The sequence below is a fragment of the Paenibacillus sp. Soil724D2 genome (genome assembly GCF_001427935.1).
Lineage (GTDB): Bacteria > Bacillota > Bacilli > Paenibacillales > NBRC-103111 > Paenibacillus_E.
The window spans coordinates 1-26,834 of record NZ_LMRY01000015.1 but is presented as its reverse complement, the minus strand read 5'-3'; the positions used below and the strand labels follow the sequence as shown (position 1 = coordinate 26,834).

At 44.2% G+C, this 26,834-nt stretch carries 22 protein-coding genes, 1 pseudogene and 2 riboswitches; of the genes and pseudogenes, 4 read left to right on the top strand and 19 right to left on the bottom strand.

Annotated elements, in window-relative coordinates; all coding sequences use genetic code 11:
- Positions 1-59 precede the first annotated feature (59 nt).
- The 12 genes from ASG85_RS16050 to ASG85_RS15995 form a co-directional block, all read right to left on the bottom strand.
- The gene (locus tag ASG85_RS16050; protein ID WP_060646885.1) at positions 60-941 is read right to left on the bottom strand and encodes a polysaccharide deacetylase family protein; all 882 of its coding nucleotides are present in this window, start codon (positions 939-941) and stop codon (positions 60-62) included.
- Positions 942-1,242: 301 nt separating this feature from the next.
- The gene (locus ASG85_RS16045; protein ID WP_235550144.1) at positions 1,243-2,223 is read right to left on the bottom strand and encodes a substrate-binding domain-containing protein; all 981 of its coding nucleotides are present in this window, start codon (positions 2,221-2,223) and stop codon (positions 1,243-1,245) included.
- Between the two features lie 9 nt (positions 2,224-2,232).
- The gene (locus tag ASG85_RS16040) at positions 2,233-4,023 is read right to left on the bottom strand and encodes a sensor histidine kinase (protein WP_060646884.1); all 1,791 of its coding nucleotides are present in this window, start codon (positions 4,021-4,023) and stop codon (positions 2,233-2,235) included.
- Complete coding sequence (locus ASG85_RS16035) at positions 4,020-5,636, bottom strand: response regulator (RefSeq protein ID WP_060646882.1); 1,617 nt, start codon at positions 5,634-5,636, stop codon at positions 4,020-4,022. The genes ASG85_RS16040 and ASG85_RS16035 overlap by 4 nt, the downstream gene beginning before the upstream one ends.
- A 106-nt stretch (positions 5,637-5,742) precedes the next feature.
- Positions 5,743-6,777, bottom strand: a complete 1,035-nt coding sequence (locus ASG85_RS16030; RefSeq protein WP_060646880.1) for an ABC transporter substrate-binding protein — start codon at positions 6,775-6,777, stop codon at positions 5,743-5,745.
- A 60-nt stretch (positions 6,778-6,837) separates the two neighbouring features.
- Positions 6,838-7,842 carry an ABC transporter permease gene (locus ASG85_RS16025; protein WP_060646878.1) on the bottom strand — a complete coding sequence of 335 codons (1,005 nt, stop codon included), beginning with the start codon at positions 7,840-7,842 and terminating at the stop codon, positions 6,838-6,840.
- A 20-nt stretch (positions 7,843-7,862) separates the two neighbouring features.
- On the bottom strand, positions 7,863-9,365 hold the full coding sequence (locus ASG85_RS16020) for a sugar ABC transporter ATP-binding protein (protein WP_060646876.1): 1,503 nt from the start codon (positions 9,363-9,365) through the stop codon (positions 7,863-7,865).
- A 105-nt stretch (positions 9,366-9,470) separates the two neighbouring features.
- Positions 9,471-9,731, bottom strand: coding sequence for a hypothetical protein (locus ASG85_RS16015; protein WP_060646874.1), 261 nt, complete (start codon positions 9,729-9,731; stop codon positions 9,471-9,473).
- A 486-nt stretch (positions 9,732-10,217) separates the two neighbouring features.
- Complete coding sequence (locus ASG85_RS16010) at positions 10,218-10,904, bottom strand: PspA/IM30 family protein (protein ID WP_060646872.1); 687 nt, start codon at positions 10,902-10,904, stop codon at positions 10,218-10,220.
- 3 nt (positions 10,905-10,907) lie between these two features.
- Positions 10,908-11,366 (bottom strand): PspC domain-containing protein, encoded by a 459-nt coding sequence (locus ASG85_RS16005; RefSeq protein WP_060646870.1) that lies wholly within the window; start codon positions 11,364-11,366, stop codon positions 10,908-10,910.
- A gap of 2 nt (positions 11,367-11,368) precedes the next feature.
- On the bottom strand, positions 11,369-12,031 hold the full coding sequence (locus ASG85_RS16000) for a PspA/IM30 family protein (protein WP_060646868.1): 663 nt from the start codon (positions 12,029-12,031) through the stop codon (positions 11,369-11,371).
- A gap of 43 nt (positions 12,032-12,074) precedes the next feature.
- Positions 12,075-12,371, bottom strand: coding sequence for a LiaF transmembrane domain-containing protein (locus ASG85_RS15995; RefSeq protein ID WP_060646866.1), 297 nt, complete (start codon positions 12,369-12,371; stop codon positions 12,075-12,077).
- 247 nt (positions 12,372-12,618) lie between these two features.
- On the opposite strand from ASG85_RS15995, the gene ASG85_RS15990 reads away from it, so the two are divergent.
- Positions 12,619-13,737: a metallophosphoesterase family protein gene (locus ASG85_RS15990; protein WP_060646864.1), complete on the top strand. Its 1,119-nt coding sequence runs from the start codon at positions 12,619-12,621 to the stop codon at positions 13,735-13,737.
- 138 nt (positions 13,738-13,875) lie between these two features.
- Here the strand turns inward: ASG85_RS15990 and ASG85_RS15985 are convergent, their stop codons facing one another.
- The 4 genes from ASG85_RS15985 to ASG85_RS15970 form a co-directional block, all read right to left on the bottom strand.
- A complete protein-coding gene (locus tag ASG85_RS15985; RefSeq protein WP_060646862.1) occupies positions 13,876-14,118 on the bottom strand; it encodes a hypothetical protein in 243 nt (80 codons plus the stop codon).
- 46 nt (positions 14,119-14,164) lie between these two features.
- Positions 14,165-14,259: riboswitch (cyclic di-GMP riboswitch) on the bottom strand.
- Between the two features lie 279 nt (positions 14,260-14,538).
- Positions 14,539-18,729, bottom strand: coding sequence for an S-layer homology domain-containing protein (locus tag ASG85_RS15980; protein ID WP_060646860.1), 4,191 nt, complete (start codon positions 18,727-18,729; stop codon positions 14,539-14,541).
- A gap of 156 nt (positions 18,730-18,885) precedes the next feature.
- Positions 18,886-21,543, bottom strand: a complete 2,658-nt coding sequence (locus tag ASG85_RS15975; protein ID WP_060646858.1) for a stalk domain-containing protein — start codon at positions 21,541-21,543, stop codon at positions 18,886-18,888.
- A 71-nt stretch (positions 21,544-21,614) separates the two neighbouring features.
- Positions 21,615-21,709, bottom strand: a riboswitch (cyclic di-GMP riboswitch).
- Positions 21,710-21,905: 196 nt separating this feature from the next.
- On the bottom strand, positions 21,906-22,595 hold the full coding sequence (locus ASG85_RS15970; protein ID WP_060646856.1) for a 3D domain-containing protein: 690 nt from the start codon (positions 22,593-22,595) through the stop codon (positions 21,906-21,908).
- Between the two features lie 444 nt (positions 22,596-23,039).
- On the opposite strand from ASG85_RS15970, the gene ASG85_RS15965 reads away from it, so the two are divergent.
- The 3 genes and pseudogenes from ASG85_RS15965 to ASG85_RS39890 all read left to right on the top strand — a co-directional run.
- Positions 23,040-23,381 carry an ArsR/SmtB family transcription factor gene (locus tag ASG85_RS15965; RefSeq protein WP_156396625.1) on the top strand — a complete coding sequence of 114 codons (342 nt, stop codon included), beginning with the start codon at positions 23,040-23,042 and terminating at the stop codon, positions 23,379-23,381.
- Positions 23,382-23,383: 2 nt separating this feature from the next.
- Complete coding sequence (locus tag ASG85_RS15960; protein ID WP_060646854.1) at positions 23,384-23,917, top strand: SRPBCC family protein; 534 nt, start codon at positions 23,384-23,386, stop codon at positions 23,915-23,917.
- Between the two features lie 232 nt (positions 23,918-24,149).
- A pseudogene (locus tag ASG85_RS39890) lies at positions 24,150-24,200 on the top strand (hypothetical protein); the annotation flags it as partial.
- 42 nt (positions 24,201-24,242) lie between these two features.
- Here the strand turns inward: ASG85_RS39890 and ASG85_RS15955 are convergent.
- The 3 genes from ASG85_RS15955 to ASG85_RS15945 are packed head-to-tail and all read right to left on the bottom strand — an operon-like array spanning position 24,243 to position 26,187.
- A complete protein-coding gene (locus ASG85_RS15955) occupies positions 24,243-24,926 on the bottom strand; it encodes a hypothetical protein (protein WP_060646852.1) in 684 nt (227 codons plus the stop codon).
- A complete protein-coding gene (locus ASG85_RS15950) occupies positions 24,926-25,819 on the bottom strand; it encodes an ABC transporter ATP-binding protein (RefSeq protein WP_060646851.1) in 894 nt (297 codons plus the stop codon). The genes ASG85_RS15955 and ASG85_RS15950 overlap by 1 nt, the downstream gene beginning before the upstream one ends.
- Positions 25,819-26,187, bottom strand: coding sequence for a GntR family transcriptional regulator (locus tag ASG85_RS15945; protein WP_047678668.1), 369 nt, complete (start codon positions 26,185-26,187; stop codon positions 25,819-25,821). The genes ASG85_RS15950 and ASG85_RS15945 overlap by 1 nt, the downstream gene beginning before the upstream one ends.
- Positions 26,188-26,834 lie beyond the last annotated feature (647 nt).

Genomic DNA, 26,834 nt, shown 5'->3' with positions numbered 1-26,834 from the left:
CCAGCCTCTCTCATATCGACTATCTTTATCGTAGTCAAAGTAAGAGGCATCTGCAACTGTTATGGTTCCAAGAATTGGAACGTGAATGAGGATTTCTTCAATTTTTCAAAATGAAAGCCGGCTGCTTGCAGCTTTTTGATCACGATAGGCAGCGCTTCTAAGGTTGTCGTCTTGTAGGTGTTATCGTGCATCAGCACAATAATGCTCTTCTTGCCGCGGCTTGCGCTAAGCACGGAGTCGATAATCATTTCCCTGTCCTGCACAGGAGCAGCCGCATCGGTTGAGCTCACGTTCCAGTCGAAATACTGGTACCCTTCCTTTTTCACCACGCTAGCTACATTACTCATAATGCCTCTGCCTCCTGGCTTCCAGCTCAAGTGATTATTCGACCCTCCAGGAAATCGCAAAATATCTGGTCGATAACCGACCGTTTCCTCCAAGAGCTGATCCAACCTATGCACATCCTTCATGAATGCCTCAGGTGATTTATAAATACGATTATAGTCATGTGAGTATGTATGATTCCCTAGGGCATGGCCTTCAGCGACGATTTGCTTATAAAGCGCCCTCCCCTCGCTCGTATCCGCACCGACAACAAAAAAAGTGGCGGTGACACCGAATCTTTTTAAAATATGAAGTATCTTGCTCGAACTCTCAGAGGGTCCGTCATCGAAGGTGAGATAGGCAATTTTGCCAGAAGAAGAGATATGTGGAGGCCCCGTGTAGGAATGCCGGGTTTCCACGATTTCGTCGTCTACGTAAGTCGCTGTGGAAGGTGCGGATGTCTTCCCTGTTCCAGCTGGTGAAAGCTGCAATGTCTCGATGGATACTGATTTCGGGTCCTTCCTTTTATGTAATTCTGGTGTCGAGCATCCAATTAAGCTGGACCCACTCAGAAACATCGTCACAAGTAAACCTGTAATCCGAATCATGCTACCCATTCTATGTCCCCCCCTGTTCGATCCTAAAACCCGCTTGCTCCAGAAGGAATAATCACTCCTTTAGATTCCGTTCTTATTATGGCTTCCTTTGCTTTCGACATTAAACCCAATATTTCCCGGGAAATTTGTAAAAGTTCTGTTTTCTTCGTCTAAATAACATAAATAAGCGCGAAAACCCGCTTATTCTGGAGCCCCCGAACAAATAATGGATAACCTTTGCATACCACCAAAGGCAAATCGTATAATTTCGAATATGTCGAAAAAGCCCCTCACAAGGAAGAGCTTCTTAATAAAACACTTTCTATTTCTCAACGAATGGAAACAGCAGCTTTTGATTTTCCCTCGTATACATATTTTCTTTCGTGATAACCTCCGAGCCTGTATCTATGGATGCTTTCACATTTTCCCCATCGTAAACCTGCAGTGCTGTTTTCACCGCTAAATATCCCATGTTAAATGGCTTTTGCACAATGGTTGCTTGCAGGATCCCAGCCTCCAGGAAAGCAATTTCATTCATCGAGCTATCGAAGCCGACCAGCTTAATGTTATGCTCTGGATCAAACTCCTTCAACGCCCTCGCAGCCCCTATCGTAGAAACCTCATTCAATCCGAAAATGCCGCGAATATCCTTATGTTCGGCAAGGAGATTTTTCGTTTGCTCATACGCTTTGTCTTCAGAACCATTACTATATAACGTATCTAAAATCTGTATGGAAGAGTCGTTCTGCAAATGGTCTCGCACCCCATTCTCTCTATCCAGCTGGGTTGTAGATCTCTTGACAAAACTGACGATCGCATAGGTTGCAGGTCCCTGTACATAGCGTTTCATCGCCTCCACTGCTTTGCTCCCTGCTGCATAGTTATCAGTTGCAATCAAACTAGTTGAAACACCGCCTTCCAGACCGGAATCTACGGTAACTAGCGTAATGCCGGAGCTAATTACTCTTTGAGCAACAGGCACTAGCCGGTTATAATCCGTTGCCGCCAAAATGATGGCTTTCGGCTTCAATGCGATCGCCTCTTCCACCAACTTGATCTGCTCATCGATGTCTGATTCGGACGGCGTACCCATCACTTTCACCTCCGTATTGTACTCTTTGGCCGCAGCAGTCACGCCTTGGTTCAAAACCCGCCAAAATTCCACGTGAGGATCGATCGTCTTGGGAAGGAGGATAAGCGGCCTGTCCTTAGCCTCTATGCCCTTTGACACGATGAGGTACGCGGTCGTCATGAGCAGGACCAGTATGACTGCAATCGCTACGTAGCTTGCTCTAATTTTCAACTTCACACCTCAATTCTCGCTATCGTCATGGACAGGGGGTATGGCCGGAATTCGTACGGTGACCGTCGTGCCCTCTTCCAGCTCACTCTCAAATTGCAATCCGTACAGCTCCCCGAAATAAAGCTGGATGCGATGATTCACGTTGTGCAAGCCGAAGCCTTTGCCTGACTCTGTTTGACGTGTTTTGAGCATCAACGTTTTCAATTTCTCTTCACTCATCCCAACACCGTTATCCATGACCTTGAGCTCAATAACCCCTTCGATTCTGCGTCCCGTGATGCGTATATGACCGCGTTCCGGTAGATGCTTCATTCCATGGTATATGGCATTTTCAACCAGAGGCTGCAAAATAATCTTCAATATTCGACAGCTAAGAATGTCCGATTCTACCTCGACCACGTACGTAAATTTATTCCGATAACGGATGTTCTGAATCGTCAAATAATTCTGAATGTGCTCCAACTCAACCGCAATTGGAATGAGTTCTTCCCCTTTGCTAATGCTCGAACGGAGGAGTTTGGACAAGGCTGAAGTCATCGTAACCACTTCATCTACCTTGCCCATTTCGGCCATCCAAATGATGGAATCCAGTGTATTGTACAGAAAATGGGGCTGAATCTGCGCCTGTAACGCTTTTAGCTCACTGATTCGTTTGACCTCCTGATCTTTCAAAGTTTGGTTCATAAGCTCTTTGATTTTGCTGATCATTAGATTAAAGGTACGTGACAGTTTACTGATCTCATTCGCACCTTCCACATCGACACGAATGTCGAAGTTGCCTTTTTCCACCTGCTTCATATGGACTTCCAGTTGTTTAATCGGCTTGGTTAGGGTGACAGACAGCAAAATGGAGATCGCTAAGGCAATAATTAACGAAATACCGCCCCACATCGCCGAAGTCAACTGCATGTCCTTCTTATTTCCACTTAGATCCCCAGCGTAGGTAACCCCAACAATTTTCCAGCCAAATTTGGTTGTACGGACGGTGTAGATTTTGCTTTGCTCATTTTCTTGTGTATGGAAAGTGCTGTCTTTCGCCTGTAAAAGGGTTGGAATATCCTCTGATTTCAGTCCCGAGTAGATAAGCTGCTGCTGAGGATGATAAATCAGATCGCCTGCCTGGTCGAGTATGAAGATGTACCCTCTTTGCCCTAGCTGAATTTGATTGCACAAATCATTAATGACGTTATAATTCAAATCGACCAACAGAACACCGCTTGCCGCTCCAGGCAATGGATTTGGCATTTGCTTACTGATCGACACGACCCATTTGTACTCATCTTTATATAGGTGCTGAACGTGTGAGGGAGAAATGGCCACATCACCATTGTCTCTATTAGCCTTGCTGTACCACTCTTGCGTAATTAATTCGGCATATGATTTGAAATTTGCATCCATGCGTTCCGATACAATGGCTCCATTGGAACCCGCAAATACGATGGAAGCGATATCATTTCGAGAAGCAACAATGGCATGAAAATAACTGCTGATCTGACTCGCCAGCTGCTCTCCCTCTGTTCCCTTCGGGTTTTTCAAAGCTAAGTATCGTTTCAAATCAGCGTTACTCAGTGATAGAGCAGATATACTTTCCATGTTACCAATATAGGTTTGGATATTTTTGTTTACTTGCTCGATAAGCTGCTTGGTATACTCCAATGAAGTATCCGTAACGGCCACCGTAGAGAGACGGTAAGCGCTGTAGCTTAGGATGATGGTTGTGCAAAGAATTAAGCATGAAAAAGCCAGTGCAATCTTTGTATGAATGCTTTTGAATTGAATAGGACGGCGCCAGGTTCTCATAGGCTCGGCTGACCTTTGTGCGCTGATCTGAATTCTTTTGGGGTCATGCCTGTATTTCTTTTGAAAATAACGCTAAAATATTGCGGATCACTGTAGCCAACCTTAGCGGCCAACTCGTAGGTTTTGAGCTGCGAAGCAGCGAGCATTTCTTTGGCTTTATCCAAACGGTATCGGGTCACGTACTCGACGAAAGTCTCGCCGGTATGCGGTTTGAACAAAGCGCTGAAGTAGCTCATGCTCATATAAATATGATTGCACACCTGCTGAAGCGAGAGCTGTTCATCCGCATAATTCGCATGAATGTAGGCGACCGCGGCTTCCATCTGAGCTTGAGACACTTTGGTTCGTTTCTCAGCCAGCAAGTCCATGAGTGCAAAACAAATTTCCTCTAACCAGATCCGCACATCATCTAAGGTTTTCCTCGCATATAACTGCATGAAAGAATGATCGCCAAGCACCGCAGCTTCTTCGAAACCAGTCTCCACCAATACATTCATTAACGCGACGAGCAGTTTATTCAGTTTGCCGTAGCATTTATCCATCGAGCAGTTGCCCTTCTTCATTTCGTTGATCCAATCTTGCAGCGTAACTGTTACGACTGTCTTTTCACCTGTTTTGATGGCAGAAATCAATTTCTTCTCCATATGGATGTAACTAAGATTGTCCAGGCTGCTCCCAAATTCCATATCCCCAATCGAAATGATCCGATTCGTCCCTAGCAAAAATCGGTAATCCAGCGCAGAAAGCGCTTCCTGAAATGCTTTTGGAAGGTCTGACAGATCGCTGTAAGTGCGACCAATTCCCATCGTTACCGTCATGCTCAAATATTTCTCGATGCTGTGCCTCACATGTTCGGCAAGTGTTTGGCAGGTCAATTCGATTCTTTCTGAATCGCCAGAAAGCAGTGCGACAAGCTTGTCATCACGCGTTCGGAACACGATGCCTCCTTGTTCTTTCTCCATGATTTCATGAAAAATGTTGTAGGCTGCAAAGCGTAACAGCTCCTCCTCAGCTACTGGGTCACTGTAGAACTCACGGTGAAACTCATCAATATCAAGAGCAAGTACCGTTAAACTGGGACCGCTCAAAGAAAGTCCAAACATCTGGAACTTGCGTTCAATTTCATCTCTTCTCATGCAGGAAGTAACTAAACGTTCAAGAAATCGCTCTCGAAGAAGCGGCATGCTCTCGTGAAACTGATGACGGAGAAAGGTGACATCTTCCAGCTGTTTGCGCTCCTCATCCAGTTCTAGCCTCAACTTATAAAGAAATTCGGTAAACTCTGCGGAGTTGATCGGTTTCAGTAAATAATCTTTGACCTTGAGTTTGATCGCCTGTTTGGCATAATCGAAATCCTCGTAACCGGTTACAATAATAACTTTAACATCCCGGTAATTCGCGGCAATTAGCTCTGTCAGTTGAAGGCCGTCCATGAACGGCATGCAAATATCTGTAATGACGGCATCCGGCTGCAGGCTCTCCAACGCCTCATAGGCATCTCTGCCATTATCGAAATCTCCAATCAGTTGGAAGCCGCAGGCCTCCCAATTCGTCTTCCGCTTGATGCCTTCTCTGACTTCATCTTCATCGTCAATCATGATGATTTTGTACATTATGGGCCACCTCTGGCGAAATCGAATTAAGCTCTATGTGTATTGTACACAGCAGTTTCATAAAAAGACAATAGAGGCTGCCCGTATGGGCACAGCCTCTTTTTTCCTATTCGTAGAGCAGTGGTTTGATATCAGCAGCATCAATGTTCGTTTTGTCGTACCAGTGGAACCCTGTATCGATTGATTTAGGAACCGTTTCCCCTTTAATCGATTGGACGGCAGCTTTCACTGACCAGTAACCAATACCGATTGGATCCTGTGTAATGGCACCAGCCATCTTACCGCTGCGGATCGCATCCATTTGCTGCTTGCCGGAGTCGTAGCCGACGATGATGATTTTGCCGTCTTTTTTCAGCTCTGTCACGGCATTGATAACACCGATCGCGGATCCCTCGTTAGCACCGAAGAAGCCTTTAATATTCGGGTGAGCTTGGATAATTGCTTTGGCCAAATCCGTTGACTTGAGTTGATCGCCTCCGCCGTACTGCGTGTCAACAATTTTGATATTCGGATATTTCTCCTTGATCCGATTCGTGAAGCCATCCCGGCGATCAATGCCCGTACGGCTCGTTTGGTCGTGCACGACAAGGGCGATCTCTCCCTCATTGCCGATGAGCGATGCCATTTTGTCCGCTGCCAACGCGGCAGCAGCTTTGTTATCGGTGGCGGCCGTCGTCACCGGAATGTCGCTGTCCACACCGGAGTCAAAGCCGATGACGGGGATTTTGCTTGCTTTTGCCTTCTCCAGCAGCGGCGTAGCCGCTTTGCTGTCCAGTGCGGCGAAAGCGATGGCTTGTGGCTTTTTGCCCAATGCAGCTTGCAGCATTTCAATTTGCTTATCCACTTGCGTCTCCGTCTCTGGACCTTCGAACGTAATTTCTACATTAAATTCTTTGGCGGCTTTCTCAGCACCCTGTTTGACAGCTTGCCAGAATTGGTGCTGGAAGCCTTTTGAGATGACCGGAATATAAATTTTATCCGATTTGGCCGCCGCAGGCGCCGCAGTTGTTGATGCGGCTGGTGCGGCCGTTGTTGCCGCTGTTTTCGTATCCGTCGTTTTGGCACCGCATGCCCCAAGTACGATCGTCGTTAATAATAATAGCGATGATGCTACCGCAAATTTCTTTGTCCGTTTATACAATCTTAATCTCCCCTTACTTTTAATTTGTTGTATGTGACTCCGATTTGGAGTGAAATACCTCTATTTTTTGCGACGTCTCATCATATCAGCGTAGACCGCTAACACAACAACAACCCCTACGATGACCGTCTGCCATTCTTGCTTAACTGATAAGATTCGCAGCCCGTTCGTGAGTACGCTCATAATGAGAGCACCGATGACGGTTCCAAGAATGGATCCTTTGCCGCCGCTTAAGGAAGTGCCCCCGATGACCACTGCAGCGATCGCTTCCAGCTCATAACCTGAGCCAAGCGCGGGTTGAGCAGAATTAAGGCGGGAGGCCATCATAATGCCAGCGATACCGCTAAACACACCAGTCAGCGAGTAGATGACAATTTTCCAATAGTCTACATTAACGCCGGAAAGCCTCGTGGATTCTTCATTGCTTCCAAGGGCAAAGTTATAGCGTCCAATGATCGTCTTCGATAAAATAATGCTGGCGATAATGGCAGCGCCGAAGAAGACGAGAATGGCATTCGGAATTTCGAAGCCAGGAATGATTGAATTAAGAATGGACCCCATCGAAATCTGCGAGAATGCCGGCGTATCGTTAAAATAGATCGGCTTCGTCCCTGAGATGACAAGAGAAAGTCCTTTGGTCACCATCATCATAGCTAGCGTTGCGATGAATGGCGGAATTTTCATCTTCGCAACGAGAAGCCCGCTGATGAGACCGCAAACGGCTCCAGTGGCAATGCCTCCGATAATGCCAAGCGGCATCGGTAAATGCCACGTTGTGATGATGACTCCGGCCATTACCGACGAGAAGGTCATGACGGTTCCGACGGCCAGATCAATCCCAGAGGTGATGATAACGAACGTTGAACCTAGAGCAAGCACGCCGATAACGGCTGTTGATAGCATAATGGCTACAATGTTATTGAATTGAAAGAAATTGCTGGAAGATACCGAGAAGATAATAACCAGCATAATCAAGCTGGCGAATGCCAGCAGCTTCTGTGCAGCGCCGGTTTGACCCGATATCGTGGGTACTATTTTTTTACGTACAAGCCATGTTGACATCATGATTCCTCCTAAGACATCCGCTAACTGATTCGCATCGTAGCGTATTTCATAATCGCTTCCTGGGTGGCGTCCTGTTGACGAAGCTCACCGGTAATTCGCCCTTCGCACATGACCATGATGCGATGGCTCATTCGCAATATTTCGGGCAGCTCCGACGAAATCATAATGATCGATTTCCCCTGTGCGGCTAGCTCATCCAGCAGTTTATAAATCTCCGTTTTTGCGCCAACATCGATACCTCGCGTCGGCTCATCGAAGATGAGAATGTCGCAGTCCCGCAGCAGCCATTTACCGATAACGACCTTCTGCTGATTGCCGCCTGAAAGAAATTTAACTTGCTGATGAATGCTCGGCGTCTTGATTTGAAGCGCTTCCACAAAGTGTGAGGCTGACTGATCAATTTTACCGTCGTTCATCCACCCGAGTAGACGTCTCGCTTTGCGATAAGAGGCAACGGCGATATTTGTCTTCACGTCCATATCCACCATAAGCCCATAACGTTTACGATCCTCTGATAAATAACCGATTCCATGTTTCACGGCATCATGCGGGGCTTTGATCTGCACCTTGTGCCCGTGGATGCGTATGTTGCCCGAGTCAATCGCATCTGCGCCAAAAATGGCCCTCGCCACTTCGGTACGACCAGCTCCCATGAGACCTGCAAAGCCAAGAATCTCGCCTTTTGCCAGATGAAAGGAGACGTCTTTCACGGCAGAACCACGGTTCAGATTCGTAACCTCGAGCACTCTTGTCTCTGAAGCATCGACGGTAATCTGCTGCGTGCTAACATAGAGTTCGCGACCAACCATCATCGCTATGATCTGATCGATGGTCGTATCTTTCGTCTGTACCGTATCGATATAACGACCGTCACGCATGACGGTGATGCGATCGGTAATTCGCTTCAATTCTTCCATCCGGTGAGAAATATAGACGATGCCTACCCCGCGCCCGCGCAGCTGTTCGATGATCCTAAACAGCTCCTCGATTTCCGCGTTGGTTAGTGCAGCCGTCGGCTCATCCATGATGAGCACTTCGGATTGAAATGATAAAGCTTTAGCGATTTCCACCATTTGCTGCTTGGCGACTGTCAGCTCCGACACTTTCGTGCGGGGATCTAGCTGGAGATTCATTTCGTTCAGCAATTGCTGTGCCTGATCATTCAGTTTCCGATCATCGATGAACAGCTTAATTCCCTTCCTCGGCTCGCGCCCAATAAATATATTTTGGGCAATTGTCAAATCCGGCATTAAGTTCAGCTCTTGATGAATCATCGAGATGCCCAGCTGCTGAGCCGCTCTCGTATTGGGGATATTCACTTCCTTGCCTTTCAGGATAATTCTGCCTTCATCTTTCTGATATACACCTGTGGCAATTTTCATTAACGTAGACTTTCCGGCGCCGTTCTCGCCAACAAGCGCGTGCACTTCTCCGGCTGCCAACTCCAGACGACATTGATGGAGGGCATGCACACCAGGAAAATGCTTCTCAATTCCTTCCATCCGGACCAGTGCTTCACTCATGACCTCACCTCGTGTTTCGTTTTAACATTTCGTGCTTATGTGCTTATTCTATCTGCAATCTGCTGGAAAAAGAGTGGATAAATCTCTTCAAAAAAGTTGAAAATCTTATGATTTTACTGATGCCACTGCTCCAAGAGCAGAAGGATGTCCGGCAATAAGGTTGTCCGGATTAAATTTTCCTTTTGGACAATTTTGAAAACCATAAACGATAATAAAAAAAGGCTTGACTGATCCAAATAGAGTTGTATTTTGTGCAACATTATGCAAACAAATCCGCGTAATCGTTGCAATTGTTGCAAAAAATACAACAATTGCAGCTAAAAGTAGCTCTATTGGATGAAAAAAGGAAAAATTGTTGTACTCCATACAACATCTTTTCCTTGGCGAGAAAAACCAACAAAATTGTTGTACGTTGTACAACTTACCATCAAATAACTCGGGGAAAGACAGAACAACTACCTTATAATTCCTCTTCTCCACCAACTTGAACCCTGCAACCTGCAGTCAGTTTCCAGAGAAAAGAAATCAGAAACCAGAAGTCAGAAATCAGCAAACCGCAACCAGAAACCAGAAACCAAAAGCCGAAAACAAAAGCCGAAAACAAAAACTAAAGACTAAAACCAAAACTAAAGATTAATACCAAAACTAAAGACTAAAGACTAAAACCAAAAACTAAAGACTAAAATCAAAACCAGAAAATCAAATCAGTCACCGGATGAAAATTCGTTCATCCACAATTCCAATCAACAAAATCCATTAAAAAGGTTGAAAAGAAGTAAGCTCCACTCCCTATAAGCCAATTTCAAACAAAAAAAGCCCCTCACAAGGAGGGGATTCTAGATAAAACCAAGATTACTCGGCTTCTTTAACGTTTAATTTCTCTTTCAGCAGATTCAACTGCTCATCAACTTTAGCTTGTTTTGCAACATCAACAGGTGTGTAGCTGCCTACTGAACCTGCTGGTACGTAAGGCTTGCGAGCGATTTCTGCTTCAACTTCCAGTTGGATAATCTTCTCTTCCATACGTTGGAAGCCGCGGGATGCGTTGCCGCTCTCGATGACGCCATTGTAGGACACTTGTGCCATTTGTTTTTTGGCTTTAGCCAGTTGAGCGCGGGACACAAGCTCGTTGCGTTTATTACGCAGTTTGTAGAACTCGTCTTTCATTTCGTGCAGCTGCTGTGTTAGCTCATCAGCATGTGCTTTGGAAGCGGCATATAGATCTGTGTACTCAACAATTTTATCTTCGTGGTACAATTTTTCTTCAACGGCTTGGCGAGCGATAGCCTCTTGGCCATTTTTGATCGCTGCGGAAGCTTTTGCTTCGCGGTCAGCCACGAGACGAACAGACTCTTCCAGACGTTGCTTCAGCTTGCGCTCATTGGCGATTTGTCTAGCAACAGTAACTTCAGCTTGCGCGATTTCTTGCTCCATATCCCGTAAATATTGATTCAACATAACGATCGGATCCTCAATTTTATCCAATACCTCGTGAATTGATGCTTTTGTCATATCTTTCATTCTTGTAAATACTCCCATGGTTTACACGTCTCCTTTTTTAATATCAATTGGTTGTTGTTCGAAGCGAGCGACTTTGGCTCTCAGTTCTTCTACTTCTCTTTGCAGAGCTTTCTTTTCAATGTCTTTCATCATCTCGTCAATGTTGTTTACTTTCCCTGCGTCGTACGGAGCATTGTAGCCCGTTTGTTGTGGCGCATGGCTAGGGTGGTGCGGCTTGTGAGAGTTCCATGCCCCGCCATTATAGCCTTGACGGCCATATGAGCCAGCATAAGGATCAAATGGCGGCTGATCGTACCCAGGTTCCTTTGGAATAACAAGTGCAGCTACAAAGTAGATGAAAATGACTGTTCCTCCAGTGAAGATTGTGGTAATCACCACTAACAAACGTAATAGCGTTGCATCTACATTCATGGCCTCGGCGAGTCCACCGCATAGGCCAGTAACTTTCTTATCTCTTCGTGAGCGGTATAGTTTGCTCATGATTACTTGGCTCCCTCCTGCTGCAGTCTGTTTCTAAGAGCTTCCATTTCAGCATCTACTGCCGGGTTCCCCCCGCTATAGTAGCTTTCGCGCCCCATTCGTCTTACATCGCGGAGCGTTCTGGCATGCAGCTCCATATCGGATACGCGCTCTTCCAAGCGACCGAACATCCGTGGTGTCGCATCCTGCGTCACACTGCTTCTAGCATGCAGTCTTTGCTGCAACCGTGCGGACTCCATTCGCGCTAAGTAGTAGCTGCGTTTGTCTGCCACTTCCTTGTAATCCGCTTTAAGCTGCTGCAGCTCTTCATCTAAATCAAGGATGGACTGCTTTGCTTGGTCGTACAATTCATGATACTGCTCACTTTTCTCTTCGGCTTGCAGCTTTTCTTGAAGCACGATCCTTGCCATATGTTCTTCGCCGGCCTTCAGAGCCAACAGCGCCTGATGCTCGCGCTTCTCTTTGGTTTCCAGCGCCGTCAGATATTGCTGTCGGAGTGAAGCGGCGTGGCTTACACATTGTTGATACAGTCTCTCGGACTGTTGAAGCTGCTCACGCTGCGCTGCTAAGTACTGGTCAATCAAGCGGACCGGGTCTTCCGATCGCTCCAAATGTTCATTCAGTGTTGCTACGGTAATGTCTCTCATTCGCCTAAATAGGCTCATCTCTCATACCACCTTTTTCACTCTCTGTATTCGTTTCATTCCATTACACAGTTCTTCTTGTTAACATCGAAACTCCGTAACCTATCAACCCAATCGCCAGTAAAATGATGATCCAACCAGCTAACTTACCTATCAGGATGATAGCGCCAAGCCCTGCAATAATCCAACCGATTTTGCTGCCGTTCTGTATGCCTACATAACCAAGGCCAACCATTCCTATTGGAATCAAGTATCCCATCACCGAGCCAATAAATGGTCCCATGTGAACGCCTAGCTTATTTAACAGAATCAGTGCACCGAATGCGATTAGCAGAGCGGCTAAGCCTGTATTTCTTTTCATCGTTTCGTCACCGCCTTTCGTTGTTTGCTTTGTTGTTTGCTGTGCTCTTGTTCATGTCTTTATTTTAGGTAAAAACGAAGCTTTCCAAAACGGACTAACGACGGTATTTGTTCCTAGACCTTAGTCGGGGCGCATCTAAGACCTGTGTCAGGCAAAAACAGTGTTTATACGACAGACGTTTTGGTTAAATACTTAACGAACTCGGTCACCAACGCTTTTATCCTGGGAAAAGGAAGGTTTAACTTAGATGAAACAACGATTACAAACGTTAACTATACGCATCCTATTATCCGCTCTATTCCTTCTATTACTCCCTACTTATGCTTGGGAAGCAACGGCGATAGCGCCTGTTTCGAAATCGTTTAAGGCGGATATTCTTAGTAAAGAGCCATTGCCTATGGTAAAACTTTTTCGTACTGTTCCCAAAAAAACGTCCACGGCAAGTAACGCGCCTCTCTTTTCTTTTTCCGTGCTGAGCGATATACATGTGGGTGCAAAAGACGAAGATTCTCAAAAGCGCTTCCGTGCTGCTTTAGCCGATCACCGTCTTATTCGACCTGACAGCAAACTTATGGTACTGAATGGTGACCTTAGCAATGGCAACGAAGCCGATAATCGGAGTCTGGTCAGCGTTATGAGCGAACACCCTTTACCTCCCGTACATGCAACGATGGGAAATCATGAGTATTATGGAATGTGGCAGACGAAGAGTGGCGGTCAAGATACCAGCAGGCTGAATCCGAATTGGACAAGCCAAAAGGCCATTGACCTATTCCATCAGATGTTTAATTATGAAAAGCCCTACCATGAGCTCGTCATGGAGGACTATCACTTTCTATTTCTTGGGGGTGAGTTTTATCGCGATGTGGATCCTAACGTGAAAGAAGACGCTTATCTATCCACTGAACAGCTTACTTGGTTTCAAGATAAATTGAAGGAAGCTGCGGCTGCGGCGCCGGACAAGCCTATCTTCGTGTTCCTGCATCAACCGCTCGTTCATACCGTGGACGGCTCGGATCAAGAGCTCGGAGTTGTACAGCATGAAGAGCTTAGGGCGATTGTAAATGCGTATCCGAATCCGAATGTGGTGTTCTTCAGTGGACATACCCACTGGAATTTGGAGACTACAAAGCAGATTAAACAGCTGGAGTTCCTAGCAGTATCTAGCGCCTCTGTCCACGAAATATGGAATTCGAAAAATGAGCCTGAAGGCAGCGCGGCTAGCCAGAGTATTGTTGTGGACGTTTATACGGATCGTATTGTGATTCAGGGGCGTGAGCATTCGGAGAAGAGATGGATTGAGCCGCCATTTGTGAAGCGTTATGGGGCGGAATTGAAAAAACTACCGAGCGTTGCCGCTAGGTAGTTAATGATCATTTATAACTTCGTTCAACAAAGAAATTACAAAAATATTTAGAGCAGTTTTTGTAATCTAACAAAATCTTGCCGCATTTGCTGCGGGTCGCATGTATCGTACGGAAAGATAGTAATTGAAACAACTCATTTATGAAGCAAAAAAAGTTTTATCCGGAAAACCGTCTCCCTCTGCATAACATCTTGCAATAGCAGAAGCAGCCTTCATGAACATATGGTCTTTGGTTGTACCTGGGACTCTCTCTAGCTGCCGAAATTCCTCATGAACTAGATTAAATTCAATTTCACCCAAACTTTCTTCTGTTGGACCAAATTTGTATATGACCTTTTCGGCATCGTCGAATACTTTAATCAGCATAAGATATGTTGCCATTTTGAGACCCTCCTTTCTTTTTTGGCAATAAAAAAACAAGCCCCTAAAGAGTATCCCGGCTATCATCCCATGACATGTGATTCATGGCTTAGACCCGTGGCTTTGCGTCTCCACCTTTCGATGGATTTGCCTTTGTTCATTATTGCTTGATATTAGGTGTGTTTGAGTGATTATTTCTAGTTGTAAAGAACTATCTATTTCCATGGTATTCCATAAAATAATGAAATTCAACATTTTTCTACAAAAAAGAGGTAATCCGTACACAAAGTGTGTGATTTCATACAAAAAAGTTTAAGTAGAACAATGTTCTTGGCGTTACGCCCTTCTCCATTCATACCATACCATCGTACTGATATCCATCCTCCAAATAAGAAACGACCGTCCCAACTAGGGTACGGTCGCCAAATTCGCCTGCTACATTTAATTAATAAATTTTAAAACCTTCAAAGATTGATACAGTATCTTAGCACTTTGTCCTCGATCCGCGAGTGTTGTAGGGGAGAAGGTTGAATCGGTAAGACCATTAACAATGCCTTCCTGTATACCAACTGCAACTGCCTCTCTTGCCCATGGTTGAATGCTCAATTGATCTCCAAATTTGTTAATAGCCGCGTTCTTTTCCGTTTCCGTTAATTGTTTGGTGTATCCGCCTGCTTGCAGCATACTGTGAACCATTTTCATCATTTCCTGACGGGTAATCGGTTGGTTTGGTTTAAAGGTACCATCCTCATATCCACTTACTAAACCAGCCTCAACAGCAGCATACACGGGCGCAGCATACCATGCGTTTGTTTGTACATCATTAAATTTTGCAGGCAATCCACTCTTTGGCTGAATGCCAAGCCCTCTTATGAGTAAGGCAGCAAATTCAGCACGTGTAACTGGACTATCATATCCAAAAGAACCGTTATCATAACCAGAAACAATGAATTTAGATGCCAGGGTTTCAATTGCTTCCTTGGCAAAATGAGACGAAGGTACATCTTCAAAAGTTTTTACATTCTTCACTAAGGAATAAATGGAATTACCCTTACGTATCATATTTGCTTGCAGTGTTCCATCTTCACTAACCGTGAAAAACGTTGGAACTGGATAGTAAGTATTTGTAATGGGATCAAATACCACACCAGCCAAATTCTTGATAGCAGTAATGTTCGTCAGCCCAGGAACCAATAGGGAATGCTGAATGTAAGAGTTTACTGTGGTTATCTCGGTTTGTTTATCCCCAGACACCGCTTGTATTGTAAAATCAATTGGTTTTAATACTTGCTCTACAGAGGATTTTTGAAGCAGGATACCAAAAGACTTTTCTAACTCGGCATCAATTTTGCTTAAAGATACTGTGATTTTTGTAGTATCTATAGCTAGACCTTGTTGTTGAACTGCTTGTTTGATCGAATCCGCACTAAACTTTACTTCCCCTATTGAAGATTGAACGTGAATCATGGTTTCGGCATTCAAGGAGGCTGCTTGTGTGATTGCAGATGCACTTAACTCCGTTTGAGCAAAGTCCCCTTGTCCTTGAATCTCTATAACAACCGTTTTAATCAAAGAATCCACTTGACTCAGTAATTGCTTAGCAATGATTTCAGCCAATTGTTTATTTGTAAATGTAAGCTTGACTACAATTTGTCCCTTATCGTTAGTACTTATCTCCACTTTTGGTACAGTTGAATCTGGTACCGTTCCTGAACCTGAACCTGAACCTGAATCTGATCCTGAACCTGGATTTGGATTTGGATTTGGATCTGGAACATGAATTGGATCTGTTCCCTGATCTGGAGTCCCTATAGTCTCAATACTCTCCAATACCGATAGATTTTTGCTTTCTCCGGATGTATTCACAGCTGCTATTGCGATTTTGACAGCACCAGAAGGTAGTACAGTTCCATTAGGAATCGTAATTCGATATGAACTTCCTGTTGTTTTTTTAACTATAGCTAAATTTCCCACTTTTTCATTATTAGCGTTCAAGAAAAACACTTTATATCCAGTCAGTTGCGACTGATCAATAGCAGCTTTCCATGAAAGAGCGCCTCCCACTTTGCCAGTATCCGTTTCCGTGCTTGTAAAGGATATTGCACCGGGAGCCGGGAGATAAACAGAATTGGCTACTGTTACAGGCACAGCAGAGATATTATCCCAAACATTAATTAAACTGATCATATTCAGTTCCTGCTGCAAATGATTGAGAGCTACAACTCCAATATTTACAGCATTACTGGGCACGGTTTGGATATTGTAAACACCATACGTAACTGTTCCAGCATTTACCTTGGTGATCGCATTACCAACGGCCTGTAAATTTGCATCTAGAAAATAAACTGCGTAGCCTGTAATTCCTGTTTCATCGCCTGGCGACCACTGAAGGGAGCCAGTATATAATCCAGAGGACGTATTAGCCTCAGTGAACGATAGCTTTCCAGTCAAGAAATTCGGTGAATCATAAATAGGTGATGCCGTATATTTGACGCTTTCCGCATAAGCATTTTTAGAGAAAACACCCATTTGCTTGGCATTAGCAGGTATGGCTGTGCTGGCCACAGAGATTGTATTGGCACCGCCTTTTGCTAGTTCGCCTATCATACCTAGCTTATTGCCTTGAGCATCCAAATAATAAGCAGTATAGCTTGTAATATAGGATTGATCATCCGGTACTGCCCATTTCAAGCTGCCCTGTATTTGCCCGGATGTGTAGTTCGTGTCAGTAAAGCTTGAGCTTTTGGGAACTTCCCTAGGGATCTTAATCTCCTCAACACTTGTATAACGATAGATACCATTTTTAGCTAGACTATAGAGCACTACACTGCCGTCATCTGCCATCGTCACGTTATCTATTGTAAAAGGAAGGTCGAAAAGCTTATTCGCATTGGTTCGATCATAAACAGCTTTTTTCGAGAAGACATATTGATTTCTTGCAAAAATGACCTGCTCTCCGTATGAGGCATTTACTAACTTCAAATTACTAGCGTCCAGCTTTTTCCCTGCAAAAAAGACTTCTGCTTCATCTTTTACCAATGGTCGGGATGAAGGTGAATATCCGTTTGATTTATCATATGTTTTATATTTCCCAGCATTAGCTGGATCCGGGCCAACCAGCGATAAAGAAGAAGGGGATGACTGCGATTCCCCAATATATAGTTTGTTTAATTCAGGACTATAGATGAGGTCACCTTGATAGAACGATGTGTTGATTTGATCACTGAACACAACCTTTTTAGATACTCCGGAAGCAACATCATACGTATACAAATTACGATTACCACTGCCTCCGTATTCTGGTAAATAATAGATTGTATCTGCGCTAATTGCGATTTGGAATGGTGGCTCATTAACGATCAAACTTGCAATGGCGCCGGTGTATTGAGTATCGGTAACAGCAATTTTAGTACTACCGAACAAAGCCACATAAAGCTTCCCATTATAAATATCAATATCTGTCGGCTTCGAGCCTATGAACATCTCATGCTCAATAGAAAGCGTAGCAGGATTAATATATAGAAGTTTGTTTGTATCTTGGGATACGGCATATACGAGGCCAGTTTCTTGACTGAATACCATATCCGTTATCGGTACAGTAAAGCTTAATTTATTATCCGAATAGGTTGCTTGCGTAATCGTATTTGTAGGCGTCAGATTAAGTGATACCTTATCAACCGTCTTTGTTGACGTATTGAATAAATAAACCGCATCCGTACTATCCATTAGTACTCTTTCTGTTGTGTAAGGCAGGTTCGTAATTTTCGTAAAGTTATCTCGATCATACACAGCGGTATCGGAAAATACATAGCTGCCTTTTACATGATAAAGTTTATTCTCATAGTAACCATCTTTGTAGTCCCCATGTATGATTTTTAAATTGCTCTTATCTAATTTATGCCCTGCAAAAAACACGTCGTTACCATCTAGGATAACTTTACGGTTTGGGTAGGAGAAGCCATAGCCTTCATAATAGGTAGATTGATTATTAGGTATTAAAGTGTCTGTCTGGGTACTATAAGCAGCTAGATCGGTACCACTTAAACCACTTTCGCCCACATACAACGTGTGAGTTGTTGTATCCACAACGAGATCAGCCATATAGTAATCATTTGGATATACGTCAACTTGTGTCTCTTGATTGGAAGTTAAATTAATATCGTATATAAAACTAGAGTTGTCCTTAACTACATAGTAAAGTTTAGTCCCATCAACAGCTACACGAAATGGAGATCGGCCGCCCGCTGTGTTAATCGTCGATGAAATGGCTTGTGAGGCGATGTCGACAACCTTAATTTGCGTCGCCCCCGATAAGGGAATGTACAACTTCCCATTATCCATGGCAATTCCAGATGGGCCGGAACCTATCGGCAATTGTTTAACAACCTGAAGATCACTTGTACGGATAAACAGCAGCTCATTCGTATCGCTTGTAATCGCATAAATGTAACCAGCTGACTCATCGAGCTTCCAGTCAATAACACTTTTATTCAGTACATTACTGATAGTTGTTGCTGATGCATGGCTAGTAGAACGGTAAAATACATTACTCATTGTGAAGAATAGTAAGAATAATATAAGAACAGAAGCTATCTTTTTTTTAACTTGCACCTTATAGACTAACTTTTCCATCTTGGACCTCCTAGAAATTTAGTAAAACAAAAAACCTCCGCAAAGCCATTCGCTTATTTTGCCTGCCGTTAATCCACTGTGAATTCTCTCTGTTTCAATCACTAAGCGGGCTGCGGGAATTGAGTCCAAATGCAAGCAAGCCGCTTTGGTAGATTTTTAAGGCTGGGGTACGTCAATCTTATATTTACCCTGGAAGATTACTTTACCATCCTTATCGTATGTAGTTCCTTGGCCATGACGTGTCATGTAAGTTTTGGAATATTCGCCAACATAACGTTCGCCATTTTTGTAATAGATCGTCCCGAAATAGGTTCCATTTTCTTTAAGCGCGAGTTCTATCCACGATTTTCCATCTTCGTAATAGTAGGTGCCGTTGCTCGTACCTCCTTTCACGAAATTTCCTTCGTAATATTTGGCACCTGATGAATAATATTGAGTTCCCTTCCCGTTAAGCATTCCGTCAGCATATTGTCCCTCTTCATAGAGATAAACCTTGTCTTCAGATTTTTCATAAGTCTTACCGTATCCATTAGGGATGTTCTTAACCCAATTGCCTTCGTATCGAAGAATTCCATTTATAAAATACTTGCCATAACCGTCATACAAATTGTCTTTAAACTCGCCATCGTAGACAAGCTTATCTACGATGTAAAACTTACCTTTCCCTTGAAAAACCCCTAATTTAGTTTCACCTTCGTAAGCTACGAAACTACTATCGTCAATATTGATAACATAGCCTGTCTGACGACCGTCCTCGAACTTCTGCGCAATCGCAATTTCACCTGTTCGGTCGCGACCGTATTGGTTACCTGAAAAATAGATGACGCCTGGTCCAACGACTTCATTATCATGGAACACGGCATCGTACCAAACTGAGCCATTATCGCGGTATAGCTTTCCTTTGCCGTTCATTTGGCCATTCTTGACTTGACCTTCATATAGAAGTGCGCCGTTGTCACCGTACAGCTTTCCTTCAGTTGCAGGATCGTAGATATAAACGGATTTCAGATTAGCATCCCACAGCACCTTGCGCCCCGTTGCTTCGCCAACAAAGCGCAGCGGTACGAAGGTGTAACCCTGATTTAGAAAAGGAGCGGTAGGCATTGAGGTAGTACTGCCATTCACGTTCGCTTCATCCTGTCCTAATATGAGGGAGAGCGACTTACCCTGACTCGTTCCTGTTACACTTTGTTTGGAGTCGTTCCATTCAATGTCTAAACCCAGTTTTTCGAAAATAGGTCTAAATTCAACCGTCGTTGATCCATCCTTCAGTACAGGGGACTGATGGAAGACCACTTCTTCTCCGTCCAAGAAAACACGAATCGGTTTATCTGCATTTAATAGTTCAATTCGCTTCTGTATCCAATAATCACGAACAAACTCATTCGGAACATCGAAGTAAAGCACAGCATAAACACCTGACTGAGAAATGTCCGTAAATAACCGTGTGTTATTCTCCTCTAGCAGAGCGCCCATGTAAGTCCACAAGCCGGAATCTAGTCGATATATCCCCAGTTTGTTCAGACCTCCTGCAGGAACTCTTTCCTTCATATAGGTCATCGAGAGCTTCAAGACGTCATCCCTCGACTCATAGGACACAGCCCACGGGTAGCTGACCATTTTTTGGCCAGGCTTAAGTGCTTTGGTAAGCGCTAAATCTTTATCATCCTTGAAGTCAATTGTGACAGCTTCATAAAAATCAGATTCCGGGTCTTTCGGTGAGTATACGGTTACGCTATCGTCCTGTGTAGACAGTTTTTTAATATTACCCAATTTCCCAATACTTCCCCTGATACCAGTAGGAACACTATAGAAATAAGGAACAGCCGAAACGAGCGTGTCTTCTACCTGACCTTCACCTGTCTTTTCGAGCCGGCGAAGTTGGATGGTTTCGTCCTTCATTCTCAATACAAGCTGGTCGTTATAGATGCCAATGAGGACTTCATTGTCTCCAACAATGCCAGTTTGTCTTGAAGAAAGATCGGCAGCGACAATATGGTTAGCTCCATTTTTGAACTCCGGCCATGCCGCTATACTAGTACCAATGGATACTTGCGAGAAAATATCTCCTAATTCCTTGAAGGTGCTTAGAACCTTTGGTACGGTGTCGATATCCTCGACATTCAGCATCCTTGTCTCATAATCTGGCTTGGAAGTAAATGCATGCATCCAGATAACGTTTTTGCCGTCAAATGCAAATTTCTTATCATTCCTGATATAACCTTCTGTTGGCTTGTACAATGTCCTGGACAATCCATCCATTGCGTTATAGCGTTCTAAGCTCCCCTTATCGCTAATATAGACGACAATACCATTTTCAATTAGAGCCCTTCTGCCTTTTCCGATTTCTGAGGTTACTTTTGTTTCTAAGTTATAAACCCTGAGTATCCCTTCAATCGGTTTGTAGAAAACAACATATTTCCCATCAGTGGCAAATTGATCATAGGAATACGGAGAGATTTCAGTCTTGGTTACTTCACCGGTTAGAAGATTGACAAGCATAACATGCTTTTGGTCCTCCAAATAGACGGCATAGCCTCCTCCTGCAGATAAGTATTGCTTATACTTCTTGGTGTCAGTAAGTTGCTTCAACTCTCCGGTCTCTAAATTGCGGCTGAACACCTGCCACCAACCAGGATTATCTTTGCCTAAGTACACCATCTGATTGCCTGTGATCTTCGCTTCAGACTCAGGTAGCGTGTACTCGGTAAGCTTGTCCGTTGAGGTGAATAACTCCGCGAAGGCGCTTTTTGGCAGCAAGCCTAACGATCCTGCGCCAATGACAACCATCAAGATAAGCACCCATAATTTCATTCTTATAAACCCCACATGCCCTCGCTCCTTCTCAATCTCCATGTTAGATAACACAAAAAAACCAAGCTCAATAGAGCAACCCGGCTATCATCCCATGAGATATGACTCATGGCTTAGACCCGTGGCTTTGCGTCTCCACCTTTCGATGGATTTGCCTTTGTTCATTATTGCTTGGTTATTAGGTATTTTTACTCATTCGTACTAGTTAATTAGAACCAACTGTTTTCCATATTAATCCACGTTTTTTCAAATTTCAACACTTTTCTACAAAAAAGAGGAAATACATGCACAAAGTGTGTGATATCACACAAAAAAGGCCAACCGGATGTCCCGGTTGACCTTTGCCCTGATAAATTTCTGACTTAAATATTCTCTCTATCTAGCAAATAGACTTTCACATTCTTCTTTACACCGAATTCTTGAGCGTCACTCAAATCATTCATAAATACATCAATTCTCGAACCGCGAATAGCCGAACCTATATCCTCCGCTTTACGAATCCCGATGCCGTCAATGAACACCGTAGAACCTAAAGGGATTACTGCAGGATCCACGGCGATCGTGCGTCCTTCTTTGGCTTTAAGACCACTAAATGTGATGCCATACATGGGATGGGATGCCTTTTTACCTGTTGATTCAACGCCAGCCGTATAAGCTGTAAGGGTTGTGTTCAACACTTTTTTGATAATTTTCTTTTGACCATTTGGTAAACCAATCTCGGATTCACTCTTCGGAATCGTTAAACTTTGACCTATCGTTAGCTGGTTCGGATTTGGAATATTGTTTGAATTGATAAGGTCATCTACGGATACGCCAAAATCACGTGCAATTTTGAACAGCGTATCTCCGCGGTCCACTTGGTATTGCGTCCTTGGCTGAACAAGCTCAGCTTGAGCGGCTTCTTCCACAGGAGCTGCATTTCTTGCCATACTATACGTAGGAGGTAATTCCCCCCCATCTTCACTTTCAGGGTACGAATAGGCGGGTTGCACCTGCCACAAACAAAGCAGCAACGGAAGCGTCAAAGTAACATAAAGAATTTTACGAAACATAGTATCTCCTCCTCTTAAAAAATAATAGAGTTATAGCTACTAGATTCGTCCAATTCTATGATTTATATACGTCTCGTATATATTTTTTTCAATTTGATAGACATAATGGACAATTCTTATGAAATCTTATAAACCTAGTAAAAACGGTCTATTGATTTACTATATCACCATTTTCAACGGTAATATTCGTATTCAAAGAGTTGAAGGCGGAGGACAGATCAACAAACATGTGGGGACCAACGCAAACCAAGGCGGACAGAGCGCTAAAAAAAACAAACCATAAAGAAATAAGAATGCTCAGTAGTATACAAAACAAATCTTGGCTTAAACTAACAAACGTGAAAGTAGGAGACTGCCGGTGTGGCAGTCTTTCTTGCTTTTCAACATACAGTAGTTCACAAATATTCCTTGACAGGAATATTCCATCTGGAGTATATTATGTCTATGAATAAGACTTTCAGTGCTCTTGCCGAGCCAAACCGCTTGCACATTGTCGAGCTCTTGCGTGACGGTCCCCTTACCGTCGGGGAAATAGCGGATCGGCTTGAGCTCCAGCAGCCGCAAGTATCCAAGCATCTCCGTGTGCTTAGTGATGCAGAACTTGTCGAGGTACAACCGTCTGCGAATAAAAGAATCTATAAGCTGCAGTTTCAGTCGCTCAAGGAGCTAGATGGATGGCTAGACTCTTTCCGCCGCATGTGGGAAGAGAGATTTGATCGCTTGGACGATTATTTGCAGCAAATGTTAGAGAAGGAAAAGAAAAAACAATTTGATTTGGAGGATTAGACATGACTCAAGAAAAAGCAGGGAACAACTACAATGCCACCGTAGACGGAGGCGAATTGGTTCTTACTCGCACCTTTAATGCACCACGTGAACTCGTCTTCAAAACGTGGACTGAGGCTGAACATTTAGCTCGCTGGTGGGGACCAACAGGCTTCGAATTAAGCGTACACACCTTAGATCTACGCCCAGGTGGCATCTTCCACTACAGTATGAAATCAGCTGAAGGCTTTGAAATGTGGGGTAAGTTTGTCTACCATGAAATTAACTCACCTGAGAAACTCGTCTTCGTGAATTCTTTCTCCGATGCAGAGGCTAACATTATCCGCGCACCTTTTAGCGAAAGCTTTCCGCTGGAAATAATGAATAAGTTATCTTTTACTGAAAATGAAGGAAAAACTACACTGATCATGCGTGGCGGCCCTTTCAATGCTACTGAAGAAGAACTTAAGTTCTTTGAGGGCATGTTTGATTCCATGAAACAAGGCTTTGGCGGCACGTTCGATCAGCTCGATGCCTACTTAGCCAAAGTCGTATAAGCGTTTTTGCCGGCTTAAAAGATGTTTTTGCGCCACTCTAGCAGCACTTGCCGATCCGGGCATGCCGCTAAGGTGGCGTTTTTTTCTTGAGGCGTATGCAAGATTGATTACTCTATATTTTACAGAAAAATAACGGCTTTTCTCTGCCCGGTTCTCGCTGCGGCGACCGCATAGTGACCGCTTTATGGATTAGGCCGGCAAGCCGAAGCTCGGCTGGAGATGGTCAGGTAACACGCATACATGGGTCGGTTCCGCCTTATTCGGATCTCGAGCGGTAAACTAACAAAATAAGCCTACTGCAGCTGCAGTAGGCTTATCCTTAGTTCTAAACAGTCGCTCTACGAAGCAATCCATAAGCTGCCATCAAGTACACGACAACCAAAGGCACCATCCACCAGAACAGATCCATATATTGATGGATGATCCAATCCAAGAGACCTCCCCACAACCCAAAGTGCGTGAAGGTATAGGAAACTACGGTACCAATCAAAAGCAGGGATGCAAAAAAGATATACATCGAAGCGCCGCCGAAACGACGGTGTAAACTAGATATCGCGAACCCGAGGAAATACATATGAAGAAGTACGATGAGATAAATACCCCACGTGCCTATCAGTGAAAGATCGTTTAGAAATTGAACATTAAAAAGGTGCAATCGAACCCCCCAGCCATGGGTCGCCTCTTCAATCACCGACAGGATGGCAAGTACCAGGGCTGAGCAAGCATTGACAATAATAGCTGTCACAGCCGTTCCAAAGAAGTAATCCTTCCTCCGAATACTCAGCCCCAAGGCAAATGGGAAGGTTTCTTTAATAGTGACCGTTCCTGCTACAAAGGTGTAGATGAAAATCGAAATAATCGCTCCCGTGTTTATGGACTCATCTATTTCCAGCGAAGTCGCAGTAATCAAATTGATCAAAAAGTTTGCACCGACAATGAACCATGGGATAGCGAACCATGTCATTTTGTTCCTCAAATGGAGCTTTACTACCTGGTTTACTTGATTCATTATTCCTCAGTCCCCTTTCCCGCGATTGACGTGCGTGTTAGATGAACGATAAGCTGCTGCATGGATACTGGAGCGAATTCAAGCCCCATCCCCTCCGCTTCCTTACGATCCCGGTCACTAAGAGCACCTAGAATCGTAGCCGATGCAGCCGCACCAATCGCCGTGCGTTCAAGCAGCTCTTTGCCCCGCGTGAAGGAATCCACAGCTGTCGCTAGACCGGAAACCGTGCAAGCACGACCGCGAAGAGCATCGGCATCTTCATTCATAATCAATTTGCCGTTATCGATAACCAGCACGTGCTCGAGCAAGCGGCTAACTTCGTCGATGAGATGCGTAGAGAGAATAACCGTCCGCGGAAACTCAGCATAGTCTTCAAGTAAGCGATCATAGAAGAGGATTCTTGCCACAGCATCCAGCCCCAAATAAGGCTCATCGAAAATGGTTAATGGAGCACGGCTTGCCAGACCAACCACAATACCGACGGAGGAAAGCATCCCTCTGGATAGCTTTTTTATTTTTCTTTTCAAAGGCAGACGGAAATCTTCAATCAAAGCATGCGCATAAGCATGATCCCAGTTCGGGAAAAGCGTTCTCGCAACCTCGATTACATCTATGACACGGAAGCTATCTGGGTACTTCTGGCTCTCTTTAATGAAACAAATCTGATTGAGCACTCGGCTATTCTCGTAAGGTTCTTCCCCAAATACCTTCAACTCGCCGCTTGTAGCAAACTGTTGAGACGAGATCATGTGCATGATCGTTGTTTTGCCTGCTCCGTTTCTGCCTAGCAAGCCATAGATTTTATTCGCTTCAATCGTGAAACTAACATGATCCACAGCCGTCACTTGGCCATAGGACTTGGTTAGTCCTTTCACTTCCACAATGTTGGTCATCACGCTTTCTCCCCTCTGCGCACCATTTCCGTCAATTGCTCTACGGTAATCCCGAGCTTCTCGGCTTCTTTCACCATCGTCACTACATATTGCTCATAAAATAGTTCTTTCCGCTTCTCCATCAGCTTCGTTCGCGCTCCCTCCGCTACAAACATGCCAATCCCTCGTTTCTTGTACAAAATCCCTTGGTCCACCAACAAATTAACACCTTTCGCTGCTGTCGCCGGATTAATTTGATAAAAGGATGCAAACTGATTCGTAGAAGGCACTTGCGATTCCTCCGGCATTCTTGACTCAATAATGTCATCTTCAATACGCTCTGCAATTTGCACAAAAATCGGGCGGCTATCGTCCATCATTAGTCCCATTTCTCTCACCACCACATCGGTTAGTTACTCATGTAATTAACCATACAACCAACCGACCTAAAAGTCAACACTTAAACTGATATTTGGGCTGGGCAGCAAAATAAATAAATTCCCATGGAACTGGGAATACCACTAGGGTGCGTGCTTGCTGTATTTTGGGGGTAGCAAGAGGTTTAGGCGAAGCGTGTAAAGGCTTTGACGCGATGCGATGTGTTGAGAAAATTGGCAGAGCGAGGCGCTTTAGGAAATGTTGAAGCAAAGAATCAAAGCAAAGCATTCTAGCGAAATGCTTAAGTAAAAAATCAAAGCAAAGCATTCTAGTGAAATGCTTAAGTAAAGAATCAAAGCTAAGCATTCTAGTGAAATGCTAAACAAAGTACGCTTCATATAACTGTGGATCAAGCAGAAAAAGTTAACTGCTCTAAGCTCCCCCATCTTACTCCCACGGTTAGCAAAGTTGTACTTTGTACAACATTAAGTGAGCGAATCCGAGAGTTTCCCAGCGAATGATGTAAAAAGTACAACAATTTAGCGCAAAAACAGCCAAATCTCCTAGGCCCCCTAAATAAACTGGAGTCCTCCTTTCAAATAAATTAAACTTATTTACAAAGGGGATGATCCGGAATGGGAAAAAGATTAGGAGAAGA